The 13,377-nt window shown below is 36.3% G+C and carries 15 protein-coding genes; 12 read left to right on the top strand and 3 right to left on the bottom strand.

All coding sequences use genetic code 11. The features are described from left to right. Positions 1-5: 5 nt before the first annotated feature. The 12 genes from WC614_01745 to WC614_01690 all read left to right on the top strand — a co-directional run bounded on the left by WC614_01745 (position 6) and on the right by WC614_01690 (position 10,034). The gene (locus tag WC614_01745; GenBank protein ID MFA5031718.1) at positions 6-587 is read left to right on the top strand and encodes a hypothetical protein; all 582 of its coding nucleotides are present in this window, start codon (positions 6-8) and stop codon (positions 585-587) included. Beyond that, on the top strand, positions 584-1,261 hold the full coding sequence (locus tag WC614_01740; protein MFA5031717.1) for an FkbM family methyltransferase: 678 nt from the start codon (positions 584-586) through the stop codon (positions 1,259-1,261). The genes WC614_01745 and WC614_01740 overlap by 4 nt, the downstream gene beginning before the upstream one ends. After that, positions 1,258-2,238 (top strand): hypothetical protein, encoded by a 981-nt coding sequence (locus WC614_01735; protein MFA5031716.1) that lies wholly within the window; start codon positions 1,258-1,260, stop codon positions 2,236-2,238. Before WC614_01740 ends, WC614_01735 begins: the two co-directional genes overlap by 4 nt. A 48-nt stretch (positions 2,239-2,286) precedes the next feature. Further along, positions 2,287-3,105: a sugar phosphate isomerase/epimerase family protein gene (locus WC614_01730; protein ID MFA5031715.1), complete on the top strand. Its 819-nt coding sequence runs from the start codon at positions 2,287-2,289 to the stop codon at positions 3,103-3,105. A 3-nt stretch (positions 3,106-3,108) separates the two neighbouring features. Continuing rightward, a complete protein-coding gene (locus WC614_01725) occupies positions 3,109-4,044 on the top strand; it encodes a methyltransferase domain-containing protein (GenBank protein ID MFA5031714.1) in 936 nt (311 codons plus the stop codon). Continuing rightward, positions 4,041-4,760 (top strand): polysaccharide lyase, encoded by a 720-nt coding sequence (locus WC614_01720; protein MFA5031713.1) that lies wholly within the window; start codon positions 4,041-4,043, stop codon positions 4,758-4,760. The genes WC614_01725 and WC614_01720 overlap by 4 nt, the downstream gene beginning before the upstream one ends. A 19-nt stretch (positions 4,761-4,779) precedes the next feature. Then, complete coding sequence (locus WC614_01715) at positions 4,780-5,454, top strand: class I SAM-dependent methyltransferase (protein ID MFA5031712.1); 675 nt, start codon at positions 4,780-4,782, stop codon at positions 5,452-5,454. 5 nt (positions 5,455-5,459) lie between these two features. Next, positions 5,460-6,206, top strand: a complete 747-nt coding sequence (locus WC614_01710) for an HAD family hydrolase (protein MFA5031711.1) — start codon at positions 5,460-5,462, stop codon at positions 6,204-6,206. A gap of 8 nt (positions 6,207-6,214) precedes the next feature. Further along, a complete protein-coding gene (locus WC614_01705; protein MFA5031710.1) occupies positions 6,215-6,739 on the top strand; it encodes a GNAT family N-acetyltransferase in 525 nt (174 codons plus the stop codon). 11 nt (positions 6,740-6,750) lie between these two features. Then, positions 6,751-8,022, top strand: coding sequence for a hypothetical protein (locus WC614_01700; GenBank protein ID MFA5031709.1), 1,272 nt, complete (start codon positions 6,751-6,753; stop codon positions 8,020-8,022). Between the two features lie 33 nt (positions 8,023-8,055). Next, positions 8,056-8,853 (top strand): class I SAM-dependent methyltransferase, encoded by a 798-nt coding sequence (locus WC614_01695; GenBank protein MFA5031708.1) that lies wholly within the window; start codon positions 8,056-8,058, stop codon positions 8,851-8,853. Positions 8,854-9,032: 179 nt separating this feature from the next. Then, positions 9,033-10,034, top strand: coding sequence for a T9SS type A sorting domain-containing protein (locus WC614_01690; GenBank protein MFA5031707.1), 1,002 nt, complete (start codon positions 9,033-9,035; stop codon positions 10,032-10,034). 220 nt (positions 10,035-10,254) lie between these two features. Here WC614_01690 and gap read toward each other — a convergent pair whose 3' ends face one another. Genes gap through hslV form a run of 3 tightly spaced genes read right to left on the bottom strand, consistent with a single transcriptional unit; the run spans position 10,255 to position 13,125 of the window. Then, on the bottom strand, positions 10,255-11,250 hold the full coding sequence (gene gap, locus WC614_01685) for a type I glyceraldehyde-3-phosphate dehydrogenase (GenBank protein ID MFA5031706.1): 996 nt from the start codon (positions 11,248-11,250) through the stop codon (positions 10,255-10,257). A gap of 25 nt (positions 11,251-11,275) precedes the next feature. Next, a complete protein-coding gene (gene hslU / locus WC614_01680) occupies positions 11,276-12,634 on the bottom strand; it encodes an ATP-dependent protease ATPase subunit HslU (GenBank protein MFA5031705.1) in 1,359 nt (452 codons plus the stop codon). After that, positions 12,592-13,125: an ATP-dependent protease subunit HslV gene (gene hslV / locus WC614_01675; GenBank protein ID MFA5031704.1), complete on the bottom strand. Its 534-nt coding sequence runs from the start codon at positions 13,123-13,125 to the stop codon at positions 12,592-12,594. The genes hslU and hslV overlap by 43 nt, the downstream gene beginning before the upstream one ends. Positions 13,126-13,377 lie beyond the last annotated feature (252 nt).

Genomic DNA, 13,377 nt, shown 5'->3' with positions numbered 1-13,377 from the left:
TAAAAATGAATAAGGTAGAGAGATTAAACACAAAGCTTGTCAGGGAAGCGGATATATTATTAAAGGACTTCGGACTATTGAAAACATTATCTAAATATGGGACTCCCATTATAACCGGAAGTTATGTGTTAAAACTAATGACATGGCGGGATCTGGACATACACATTGAAGTAAAAAAGTTTGACGGACATAAATTCTTTGAACTGGGCAAGGAGATAATGTCAAAACTAAAACCTGACAGGATGCATTACAGGAATGAGCTTATTATGAAAGATATTAGGCTTCCGATGGGACTTTACTGGGGCGTATACACAAAAATTCTTTCACAGGATACGTGGAAAATTGATATCTGGGCTATGGATTCAAATCAGACAGAAGTTCATGAAAGACAATTTGAGGATTTGAAATCAAAAATCAATAAAGAAAATCGTATTACAATATTAACAATAAAGAACCTGTACCACAGGCATCCCGAACACCGAAAAAAATTCACAAGTATGGATATTTACAATGCGGTAATTAAAGACAATGTAAAAACCATTGAAGAATTTTCAATTTGGCTTGCAAAAAATAAAGGGGTATTATGAAAACATTTACTTTAACTACTCCAGCTGGAGTTGTTTTTCACGTCAGACCACATTCAAAGGATTGCGAAACCGTTTTTTACTACTGGATACATGGGGAACCTGTTTATAATGTTAAGGGGTTATCTATACCAGACAACAGTGTAATTATAGATATAGGCGCTCATATAGGCACTGTCAGCCTGCGAATGGCAACAGCGGCAAAAAATGTAAAAGTATATGCTTTTGAGCCTTTTCCCGAGAACTTTGCCCTGTTAAAGAAAAACATTTGTGAAAACAATTTGGATAAAGTTATTACTCCTTACAAACTCGCTATTAGTAATATTAACAGGAAAAGAAACCTTTTCACTTGTACAGAACGTACAGACGGGCATACATTTTACAAGCATAAAGATTTTAAGTTCGGGAAAGCAATTAATGTGAATTGCATTACTTTGCCAGAGTTCCTGTCTAAAGAGAAAATTAAACAAGTTGAGTTTCTGAAAATAGATGCGGAAGGCGCAGAATATGATATCTTTTTAGAAGGAGATATTTCTTTTTTGGACAAGGTGAAAAAGATTGGAATGGAGTGTCATCCCTGTCATCCAAAATATAAAGCTTCAGACATTGTAAGAGTTCTGAGAAAGAAAGGCTTTCAAGTAATTGATGAAGATGGCGAGTTGTTTGCAAAGAAGTGAAAAATTTAGAAAATAAGTTGCAAAGGAAAGAAGACAATAGTAATATTATCAAGAATAGCGAAATCATAAATATGCAGAAAAGTCAGAAGATTGCAGAACTTCTCAAAATAGCTTATTCGCTTGTGGATTTATCCAAGGAACTCCCGGGAACCAAGGGAGTAATGATTGGCGGGTCGCTTGCTATGGGTGCAGACCAAGCTGATTCAGGTTCAGATATTGATGTAACCGTAATTGTTCCCCATATTCTGCCTATAGAAGAGCGTAAAAAATTCTGGCAGAAACAATTGGCGCATCTACCGGGAATAAGCGAAGTTGTCTGCGGGCATACTTGTGACCGATTCAAGGTTAATTCTCGCAACTTAGGCGGAGTAGACTACTGGCTTGTTAATGAAGTTGAACAATCACTACAGAAAGTATTCGGAAATCCAAATGTTGCTTATCAACCAGCTTACGGGGCTATTTTTGGTCTGTGTCCGGAAACTATTTGTGGAGAAATAATTCGCAGCACAGTGATATGGGATCCCGAGGGACTTATCTGTGCTTGGAAGAAAAAAGTAGAAGTTTATCCTGAGCGGTTTAGAAGAGAAGTTATCGGTGAATCCTACTTCGACATTCTCTTTATGTTGTCTTTTCTCAGAAGGGCTTCTGAGCTTAATGACGTAATATTTTGTCGTCTTGTGCAGTCAAAGATACTCTTTTGTACTCTTCGAATTCTCTCGGCAATAAACAAAACTTACTTCCGTGGGGTAAAAAGAGTACTTACGGACGCAAAGAATTTTAAGATAATTCCTGTCGGTGGTCTTGAAAAACTCGAAAAAATAGCAACAGGTTCGTTGAAGCGAACTGAACTCAGCGTTACTTATCAGAATATGAGACAATTTACCCGGGAGGTTGTTTCTTTGATTGATAGTCTTGGACCTGAATATCAAAAATTACGGAAGAGTATGGAAGGTTGGCCAGATATAGATACACTATAGAAGCAATTTGAGTCCCAAAAAATAAGTTTTAATGAGTAGGCAAAAGATATGTTAAAAGATAGAAGAAAAATATCAATTTCTACTTGTTTTGACTACAACATCTCTTTTGATAAGCAAGTAGAGTTGATTAGCAAGGCAGGGTTTTCTCATTTTTCGCTTGGTTCTTATATAAACCATTCCCGGTATCTTTCGAAAGAAGGTCGGTTGAAGATTAAGGAACTTTTAGACACCTATCAACTTCAAATCGACAGCATTCATGGACCGCAGATTGGTTCAATGGGAACCAGCATACAAGGATTCAAAGACATTATTTTTGCGGCTCAAGATTTATCCATACCCGTTATTGTTATACATGGAAGTCTGTTTGAGATACAGCAGGAAGAGTTTTCTGAGAATCTAGATTTTTTACTAGAAAATTGTACGATTCTTGAGCCAATTCTAAAAGCGACGGGTGTTACTTTTGCATTTGAAAATCTTTTACCCGGTTTGGCAACAGATTTAATGGAATGCGCCTTGAAGGAATTAGACCCAAAACATTTTGGATTTTGTTATGATTCCTCACATGACCAGATTGGAGGGCCGAGAAATTCCAATTTAATAGAAAAGTTTAAAGACCGATTATTTGCCGTGCATTTATCTGACAGGATAAAAGACTTTGAAGACCACGCAATACCGGGGGAAGGTTTTATCCAATGGGATGAAACAATAAGACAATTAAAAAATTCCAGTTTTAATTCTCCTGTTCTTCTGGAACTTATGATGAAGTATTCAAGGGTAAAAGAAGTACCATTATTTTTAGAATCAGCATATAAAGAAGGTTGTTTGATTTATGATAAAATATTTTCGGATAGTTCTAGTAAGAGGTGAAAGATGAAAAAAACTGAAAAACCAATTAACTGGAGTGACCGGGAACACGTCAGGACTCTTGTCGAGCAGCGGAAATTCCTATGGAACGAAGATTATATTGATTTATTAGTAAAACTTATCGGTTTAAAACCGGGGAATATCATTGCAGACATTGGGTGTGGGCTTGGTTATCTCGGCCACATATATGGTAAATTCATAACTCCGAGTGGGAAATACATTGGGGTTGACAAAAACGGAAAACTTTTAATTATGGGAAGTAAGGCGAATAAGGATTTTAAGTTCATAAGAGGTGGTGCGGAGAAAATTCCTTTAAGAGATGAATCCGTTGATTTTGCGATGTGCCATACTTTGTTACTACACTTAAAAGAACCTGAGATTGCCATAAAAGATATGATTCGTATTACGAAAAAACGCGGCAAAGTAATTGCCTTTGAACCCAATAATTTTGGCGGTATTTGTTCGGGATGGAATAATTTAAAGGAAACTCCTCTTGAAGATTTACTTGAAAGGGTAGAGCATACTTACCGGATATACAAGGGCTTAGAAAAACTTGGATTCGGGGATTGGCGTATAGGAGAAAAGATGCCATATCTTTTTAAGAAATGTGGACTTAAGAATATTGAGGTACGGATGAATGAGAAAATTCATGCAATTATTCCACCTTATAACACTCCTGAACTCAAGAAAAGGAGTAACGAACATCTAAAAAGTTTAGAAGATTTTTTAAAATCCACAAAAAAGAAGAGAAAGGAAAATATTTTAGAAGGGAAGCAGTTTTATTTAGCAGGCGGAGGCAGTGAAAAGGGATTTGAAAGTTATATAAAAAACCAGGAGAAAAAATGGGGTAAGGAATCCGGAGAGGTAATTCGTATGTTAAAGGAAGAGAGTTTGTATTCTGTAGGAGCGAATTTTTTCTATGTAATAATAGGGGAAAAATGAATAAATTAGAAGAACTTTATGATGGGTTCGAAGAAAAGACCTTAAGTAACATATGGGATCAAACAAAAATTGAACCTGGGGCAGTAGAAATCCAGTCAGATATTGTGCGAAAAGGAAAGAGCGCAATAAAGATTACTATTCACAAAGGGGATCGTATTCAGCCAGGGTATGGAATAGTTAAAACAAGTGAACGTGATGAGTTGGTAGAACGAAAAGAACTTGGTCCCAAAGAAGGCAAAAGTTATAGTTATTCCTTTAGCCTTTATATTCCTAAAGATTTTCCAATAGTCCCTACTCGATTAGTTTTGGCTCAATGGAAGCAAAGCGATGAAAATAATACTGCTCTGGTAATCAATCCTCTTCTTGCTTTACGATATCAAAACGGAGAATTATATATAACCTTACAAACAACTGAAAAAAGTATACGTTTATTTCAAACCAAAGAAGAAATAAGAGGGCAGTGGATAGACTATGTATTTCATATGAAATTTACACGCATAGAATCCGGTTTTGTAAAGGTATGGATGAATGGAAAAGAAATTATTAATTATACAGGTATAACTGCCTATTCCGAAAAATATAATTACCTGAAGCTGGGATATTTTTATTTTAAGATGGGGCTTTATCGAGACCAAATGGACGAACCTATGACTATTTACTTAGATGAGTATCGCAAAAATCAATTATCTGTCGGACAAACAAAAGTACGGGTATAGAAGATTACAAAAGGAGAAAATGGATAAACTAACTGAATATTATTCCAAGCGTGTTAAAGAGATGGAAAATTATTACGAATCTATTTATCACAGGGATGAGCCTGTAAGGCAAGGCGAGCAAAGAGACATTACAAAGGCAATAAAGAAATACTTTTCCGGCAGAAAGGTTCTTGAAATTGCTTGCGGAACAGGGTATTGGACGACTTTTTTATCTGAGGTGGCGAAAAGTATCGTAGCTATCGACAGCAGTGAGGCGGTTTTAACATCTGCGAAGTCAAAATCCTATAAATGCAAGATAACTTTTCGTAAGGGGAATGCTTATAAATTACCATTTACAGAAGGAGAGTTCGACGGCGGGCTTGCAAATTTCTGGTTTTCCCATATTCCAAAGAGCAAGATAAAGTCTTTCTTAAATAATTTCCACAGAGTGCTTAAAGATAAAGCTATAGTTTTTATGTGTGATAATATATATAACGAAGGCGTTGGCGGGAAACTGATTAACGGCAGGAAGGGCGACAATAATACCTATAAGATAAGAACTCTTGAAGATGACAAAGAATATAAAATATTGAAAAATTATTATTCTGAAAAACAAATCGTAGATATTTTAGGAAAAAACGTAAGTATTGTTGATATATATTTTGGCAAGTGTTTCTGGTATGTATGTTATGAAGTGAGGAAAAAATTGGGGTGAAAATTATGACAACACTTAGTTTAGCAAAGCCAACCGGAATTATTTTTGACCTTGGGAATACCTTAGTCATTGGTTCAACTGGAGATGTCGGATGGCAAAACGTGCTAAGACACATAGGATACCGGGTATCCCTGAAAAAGATAAGAAAATCAATGAAAACAGTGGAGATGAAATTACTAAAAGCAGGAATTTCACCTGAGACCTATGAAGGAGGAATGAATAAATTCTGGACCCTTTACGACAAGGAGATTTTGAGTTATCTAGGGATTAAAGGAAATTTAACAAGTCTTGCCCAAAAGATACAGGATATGTGGCTTGATTATAATAAAATAATTACCCCTAATGATACTATAAAAACCCTAAATAAACTTAAGTCGGATGGCTATAAACTTGCCATACTTTCAAACGCGTTTGAAGAAGAGATATATGATGCTTTCAACATCACAGGCATTGACAAGAAATTGTTCAATGTGATTGCAGGTTTTAACACTTATCAATCTAAAAAACCCTCTCCGGAATGTTATAAAGGGGTGTTAAATGAACTAAAAATATCTCCCCAAAATGCCGTAATGGTAGGAGATCAGGTTAAAATTGATGGAATAGGGGCTCGTGTATCAAGCATACGATTTGTTCATATAGTCCGTAAAGGAAAAGCTAAGACACCAAAATGGGCAGAGAGAATAACAAGTTTAAATGAATTGCCGGATTTGTTAGAAAAGAAAACTGTTATGAATAATGCGACTAAAAAATAAGAAAAAAAATGGAAATTAACGACAATGAAATAAGTTTTATTTTAAATGGGATAAAGGTATGCATACGACCGGTAAAGAAGGAAGATATACGAGTATTGAAATACGTTAAAGATGATTTGGAATTACACAAAGATAGATTTAACAGACAGGAAAAAGGAGAAGTTACTTATTTAATTGCTACAATAAATGAACTTCCCGTTGGTATCTTATTATTAAAGTGGAAAGAAAGAAAAGATGAACTAGATTATGCTGAAATTGAAGATATATTTCTTGTCCCCGCATTACGACAATTAGGCATAGGGTTCCGATTATTAGAATTTGCCGAATCTTTATGCAAGGAAAGGGGTTTTAAAAGAATAGGGCTTGGAGCTAATCCGAAAGATAATGCTAAAATAAAGAAAGGGTATGAACGATTGGGTTACAAGGAAATTAAAGATTCGTTTCATTTAGATGGCAAGTATCCTTATATTGATAATGATGGTAAAGAGCAAATTTACGAAGACTGGGTTGTTGATATGGAAAAGGAATTATAAGATAAATTAAAATGTTAAACAATAAATTTCAAATAGAGAAAAGGAAAGATTGTATTAAAATTATTTTGCACCGGGCTATTGATGGACAATTTGCAGGTTGGCTTCTTTTGCCTGTATTCAGCCAACTCCGGCGAGAGGATTTTATCCGTCTTGCTATTAGCAAGTATTTTCAAATAGGTCAAATAGTAGATACTCTTTTTGCCATTAATGGATTATCCATAAAAAAAGGCTATGGATATGAGTTTGAAAAAGATTCAAATATGTTGCCTATTAAACCACAGAATACTATTGAGCGGTTAAAAGCAAGTATTCGTAATGTTGAACTTAAAGACGAGATAGAACAAATTCTTGTGCTCATAAAAGATATCCTTTCCCTTATAGCCGATAATTACCCTGAATTAAGCAACGAATGCAAATGTTTGTTGGAACAAAACACGCAGAAATTAACAAATAATTCATCCCGAAATGTTAATAATCTTCGTTGTATTGCGGATAAAATTATCCGCGGGCTTCACGAAGATAATAAATCATGGTCAATTATTATATATGGTTCATTTGCAATGGGACAACCTGATAGTGATTCAGATGCTGATATGCAAGTATATTGCGATTCTATTCCTCCCAAAGATATGAGAATGGAGACGATAAAAAGTATAATTCCCGAAGTTAAAGACTTTAAGCAATCTGATGATGAAGATACGTTTTGGATAGAAGGTCACTACCTTCACATTAACTTTGTAGAATCACGCAAAATAGATGAGATACTTGCCAGATTTCCAAATTTTTACTGGAGCGATGATGACCAATTAGAAGCCGTGCAATCGGGTATTATTTGCTTTGATTCTAATGATAGGGTACTTCAGTGGAAAGATAGATTAGAAAATGTTTCTCATGATACAACCATTAATCGCATTAATGTTTATCTGAGTGACACAAAATGGTGGAGTTTTTCGCTGAAGAAAGGCATAGATTCAAAAGATTTGATTAGTATATATTTTTATCTGGTAGAAGGAATGTATGCTTTATGCAATGTCATTTTTGCATTAAATGGAGTATTCCTGGTTTTCCCGAAGTGGATGAAACAAACCGAGTCGCGAATGAAGATTAAGCCCAAAGATTTTTATTCAAGATTAGTTCATATTGTTAATACAGAATTTTCTTTTTCAACCTATCAGGAGAAGATAAAAGAGTTTTTTCAGTTATGGGATGATACATTGAGTCTTATTCAAAAGGAATATCCTAATATTGATTTAAGTGAGGTTAGAAATCTTTTACAAAGATAAGAATAGATGTATAGTATATAGTAATATAACGGAATGAAAAAGGAACCTATCTCTCTTATTGAAGAATGGGATAAGATAGCACCTAAATGGGCTGAAGCAGTCAGGGAAAAAGGTGATATTTATCGTGAATTTTATTCTTTGCCGGCAATACTGAAAGTTTTGGGAAACATAAAAGGCAAAAAGATCCTGGATTTAGGATGCGGTGAAGGGTATAATACAAGAATATTAGCTCAAAAAGATATTCAAGAGCTTGTAGGCATAGACGGTTCTTATAAAATGATTGAGTTGGCTCAAAAATCCGAAAAAGAAAAACCACTGGGTATAAAATATTATTGCAGTGATGCCGGGAGGATGAAAGTGTTAAAAGATTCGTATTTTGATATTGTCGTGTCGTTTATGGCAATAATGGATATGGAGAAATTTTTCCCTGTTGCAAAAGAAGTTTATAGAGTATTAAAAAAACAAGGGAAATTCATATTTTCTATTCCTCATCCCTGTTTTACCACTATGCCGGGACACGTATGGTGGATAAAAGAGGGCGATTACCAATATCGCGGGGTTGATAACTATTCCAAAAGAGAAAAACAAAATCTTGAATTTACCTTAGGCGCAGGTAAATATAACTTAGGTCGAATGACGGTTTTGCACCGAACCCTTTCGGATTATATAAATCCGTTCGCAAAAGCGGGACTTTTTATTTCAAAATTGTATGAACCAATTCCAACAAATGAACAAGTGAAAAAGATGCCTAAATTAGCTAAACACCAAAGAATACCTTCATTTATGATATTTGAGATGATAAAAGGAGATTCTTCGCTACGCTCAGAATGACAGCCTCTAAGGACTATCATCAAAGAGACTGTAACAGAGCTGGATAAGTTAGATTAATGTTCGTTACCTCACAAACTCTAAGTAAAAAAAAACAAAGGGAAGTAACGCGCCAGTACAAGTTTTTATTTGACAAAAAATCCCTTATATATTAGCTTACTACGAAATAAAAGGAGGTGCGTATGCACAAATTTGTTAGAAGTTTGGTATCAGTGGTTGGCGTGGCACTTGTAATATGGGGTACAAATGCAAATGCGACTACTTATTTTAAGTTTATGGTCAATAACGACACTTCTGCTACTACGGAAGTCCAGGGAGATACGCTTGGATGGATATGTAATTGCGGTGTCGGCGATTCCGTTAGATTTGAATATTACCTTGATCTTAATGGAAACCACACTATAGATGTAACCGATATGTTTTTAGCCAGCTGGTATACAAGAGATGGAGACACCGTTCCTCTAATGGGGTCGTATGATGTAAACCCAACTCCTGACGGAATGATTATTTGCCCTGGCAACCGTGACGGCTCTGCACCCGGGAAATACTGCGTAAGAGCTGTTGATGAAGACAGTTCCAGCGCACAGGACTATCTTACAGTTACCCCTATACCATCACCATTAGCAACAGTTTCAGGCACAGTAACGGTTCAAGGAGTTACTCCTCCGAATAATGTCCTAAAAAACATGATGATTGGAGCTTTTAAAGCATCTCCTCCTATGGAAAGTTGGGGATCTTTTACCGATTCTCTTGGAAATTATACGATAAATTTTGGGACTACGGGAGCTGTTTTTAACATTGGAACATGGTTTGAGTTCCCGGGGTACCACATGGAAGGCGACACTAATCTGTTAGTTACAGGTAATATTACGGGAATTGATTTTTACTTCTCAGTAGCAGTAGAAGAAAAATCACAAACCGCAAATAAACCTTTTCTGAAGCTCACTCCGAATCTTGTCTCCAATAAAGCAACTATAGAGTATATGCTGGCAAAGAATGAAAACGTTTCTCTAAATCTCTACGACATAACAGGGAAAGCAGTGCAAACCCTGAAAAACGAATACCAGACATCAGGACTTCATGCGATTGATTTGACGACAAATACTATGCCTTCAGGCATATATTTTGTAACTCTCCAGACTCAAAGCTATAAAACAACACAGAAATTGATACTTACAAAGTAGTTTTTTAAGAATAAAAGAAAGCCCTTTCGTGTAAAAACGGAAGGGCTTTTTTATTGGTATCTTATATAGATCTAAAAAAATGGCAACCACGAGATTCCACAGATTAACACAAGATTAGGATAGAAATCCAATAGCAAATTCAGTAAGTGTCCTAACCTACATAATAAAAAAGGGAGAAGATAATTTTAAATTACCTCCTCCCCTATTTTTTTATCTTAATTTATTTATTTGCTACATACTTCAAAAGGTCAACTATTCTGGATGCGTAACCATATTCGTTGTCATACCAAGCTAATATCTTAACAAGCGTCCCCTTAACTTTGGTTTCTTCGGCATCAAATATTGAAGAATAATTATTGCCAATGAAATCACAGGAAACAAGAGGAATCGTGCAATACTGGAGATAACCTTTCATTTTACCATCAGCGGCTTCTTTCATTGCCTTATTGACTTCTTCAGCCGTTGTTGCTTTTTTTACAGTGCAAACCAAATCAACTACCGATACGTCAATCGTAGGTACTCTTACCGCAATACCGTCAAGTTTGCCTTTGAGTTCGGGAATAACAAGACCTATTGCTTTTGCCGCACCTGTGGAAGTCGGAATCATAGATACCGCCGCCGACCTTGCTCTTCTTAAATCACTATGTGGAGCATCAAGAAGACGCTGGTCTCCCGTATACGAGTGAATGGTAGTCATAAAACCACTTTCAATGCCAAAATTATCGTTCAAAACTTTTACGACAGGCGCAAGACAGTTAGTGGTGCAGGAAGCATTGGAAATTATGTTGTGTTTTTTAGGATCATAATCTTCCTCATTTACGCCCAAAACAACCGTAACATCTATCTCGCCTTTTGCAGGGGCAGTAAGTATGACTTTTTTGGCTCCTGCTTTGAAATGCCCTTCTATTTTCTCTTTAGACGTAAATTTTCCCGTTGACTCTATAACGTATTCAACGCCGAGTTTCGCCCACGGCAATTCTTCCGGAGATTTTACCGCCAATATCTGATGTTTTTTACCGTTAACGATTATCGCATCTTCGGTTGCGCTGACATCTGCATCAAGGATTCCATAAGTTGAATCATATTTGAGCAAATGCGCAAGTGTTTTGGCATCGGTTATATCATTTATAGCGACAATGTCAATTTCAGGGCTTTTCATCGCTATACGATAAGCAAGCCGTCCAATTCGACCAAATCCATTTATTCCTACCTTCATTACACACCCCCTATATTTAATTTTCTTATAGTACGTATCTTGATAAGTCTTTATTTTTTACTATATTTTTCAATTTTTCTTCTACATATTTTTCAGTAATCGTTATTTTGTTTTTAGTCTTTCCCGGTAAATTGAAAAGATAATCTTCCAATACCGTTGTCATTATGGTATGCAAACGTCTTGCGCCGATATTTTCGGTAGTTTCATTCACAAGCGATGCGTAATATGCTATTTTATTTATTGCCTTTTCATTAAATTCCAGTTCTACTTTCTCGGTATCAATTAAAGCTATGTATTGTTTTAATAAAGCATTCTCAGGTTCAGTAAGGATTCTCCTGAAATCTTCATTATTCAAATTTGAAAGTTCGACTCTTATCGGAAATCTACCCTGCAATTCGGGGATAAGGTCTGAAGGTTTTGAAGAAGTAAAAGCGCCCGCGGCAATAAACAGAATATGGTCCGTTTTTACTATCCCGTATTTTGTTGATACGGAACTTCCTTCAACGATAGGCAATAAATCTCTTTGAACGCCTGCCCTCGAGATATCCGGGCCCGAAGCGCTTTCTTTTCCGACGATTTTATCTATTTCATCAAGAAAAACTATTCCCGAGTTTTCCGTAACGGTCTTTGCTTCTCTGATTATTTCATCCATATCGATAAGTTTCTGGGATTCCTGTTGTAATAAAATACGTTTTGCCTCTTCTACGGACATTTTCCTTTTCTTGCGCTGTTTAGGCATTATAGAACTAATCATATCGTGAACGGACGAGTCCAGTTCTTCAATTCCCATAGGAGACATAACTTCCACAAAAGGAAAAGCCTGCACATCAATAGTGATATCTACTTGTTTATCGTTTAATTTCCCCGCTCTAAGCATTGTTCTTAGTTTTGCCCTTGTTTCCGCGGCACTGCCATTTTTCTCGGAACCCGGTAGTAAAAGGTCAATTATTTTTTCTTCCGTAACCGACTCTGCTTTTTCCTTTATAAGGGCAAGTTCTTTTGCGCGCGTCTGGTTTACGGCAACGTTCATCAAATCCCTTATTATAGAATCCACATCCCGCCCGACATAACCGACTTCGGTAAACTTTGACGCCTCAACTTTTACAAACGGCGCATCGGAAAGTCCTGCCAATCGACGGGCTATCTCGGTTTTCCCCACACCGGTAGGTCCAATCAGGATTATATTATTGGGCATTATTTCTTCTTTTATAGCCCCTTGCACTCTTTGCCTGCGCCAGCGATTCCTCAAAGCTATCGCAACTGCGCGTTTGGCTTTTGTTTGCCCGATTATATACCTGTCTAACTCTTTTACTATTTGTGAGGGAGTTAATTCGTTTGATTTCATAGTTCCTGCACCGTTATATGGGTATTCGTATATATGCATATTGAAGCAGCTATACGAATGGATTCTTCGACTATTTCTTTTGCATTTAAGTTTGAATGTTTAATCAGCGCTTTTGCACACGCTAAAGCATACGGGCCGCCCGAACCAAGAGCTATTATGCCGTCATCTACATCAATGATGTCACCATTTCCGGAAACTATATACGAGTGTTTCTGGTCAAGTATGCCTATCATAGCTTCAAGCCTGCGTAAAACTCTATCCGTTCGCCATTCTTTTACCAGTTCAACCACGGCGCGGTCAAGATTCCCGTGATATTCCTCAAGTTTTGCTTCAAACCTCTCAAATAAAGTAAGCGCATCCGCTGCTCCGCCTGCAAATCCCACAAGTACTTTATTGTTGTATAATTTACGGATTTTACAGGCGCCGCTTTTTACTATTGTATTCTCAAGAGTAACCTGCCCGTCGCTACCCATTGCTACTTTGTTTTTATACCTCAACCCGAGAATAGTGGTGCTTAACATTTTATCCATATTATTTAAGAGCTACTTTACTATATTAATCAAACTTGTCAACTATTTATACTTAAGGAGTTTTCCCACTCTTTTTAAAACAGTAGCACCGAGGTTCCCGACTATTAAACTGTCAGTCAGACATCCCCGAGAACTTCCCTCAAGCCAAAAGTTTAATTTCCTTGACAGATATAAGAAACTTTGTTATGTTCCGTGACAATATTTGATGTAATTTTTTGATAAAAAACCGTAATCTTATTTTAAGTTAAAAAA

It is taken from the genome of bacterium (assembly GCA_041649255.1).
In the GTDB taxonomy this organism is placed as follows: Bacteria; Hydrothermota; UBA3073; order JACQXS01; family JAQTXJ01; genus JAQTXJ01.
Note: the sequence above shows the minus strand (reverse complement) of the source record. Positions and strands in the feature narration are given on the sequence as shown.

Coding starts and splice junctions, on each gene's coding strand:
- WC614_01745 (MFA5031718.1), top strand. CDS start 6: ATGAATAAGGTAGAGAGATTAAACACAAAGCTTGTCAGGGAAGCGGAT.
- WC614_01705 (MFA5031710.1), top strand. CDS start 6,215: ATGGAAATTAACGACAATGAAATAAGTTTTATTTTAAATGGGATAAAG.
- WC614_01700 (MFA5031709.1), top strand. CDS start 6,751: ATGTTAAACAATAAATTTCAAATAGAGAAAAGGAAAGATTGTATTAAA.
- WC614_01710 (MFA5031711.1), top strand. CDS start 5,460: ATGACAACACTTAGTTTAGCAAAGCCAACCGGAATTATTTTTGACCTT.
- hslV (MFA5031704.1), bottom strand. CDS start 13,125: ATGGATAAAATGTTAAGCACCACTATTCTCGGGTTGAGGTATAAAAAC.
- WC614_01725 (MFA5031714.1), top strand. CDS start 3,109: ATGAAAAAAACTGAAAAACCAATTAACTGGAGTGACCGGGAACACGTC.
- WC614_01730 (MFA5031715.1), top strand. CDS start 2,287: ATGTTAAAAGATAGAAGAAAAATATCAATTTCTACTTGTTTTGACTAC.
- hslU (MFA5031705.1), bottom strand. CDS start 12,634: ATGCATATATACGAATACCCATATAACGGTGCAGGAACTATGAAATCA.
- gap (MFA5031706.1), bottom strand. CDS start 11,250: ATGAAGGTAGGAATAAATGGATTTGGTCGAATTGGACGGCTTGCTTAT.
- WC614_01695 (MFA5031708.1), top strand. CDS start 8,056: ATGAAAAAGGAACCTATCTCTCTTATTGAAGAATGGGATAAGATAGCA.
- WC614_01740 (MFA5031717.1), top strand. CDS start 584: ATGAAAACATTTACTTTAACTACTCCAGCTGGAGTTGTTTTTCACGTC.
- WC614_01690 (MFA5031707.1), top strand. CDS start 9,033: ATGCACAAATTTGTTAGAAGTTTGGTATCAGTGGTTGGCGTGGCACTT.
- WC614_01720 (MFA5031713.1), top strand. CDS start 4,041: ATGAATAAATTAGAAGAACTTTATGATGGGTTCGAAGAAAAGACCTTA.
- WC614_01715 (MFA5031712.1), top strand. CDS start 4,780: ATGGATAAACTAACTGAATATTATTCCAAGCGTGTTAAAGAGATGGAA.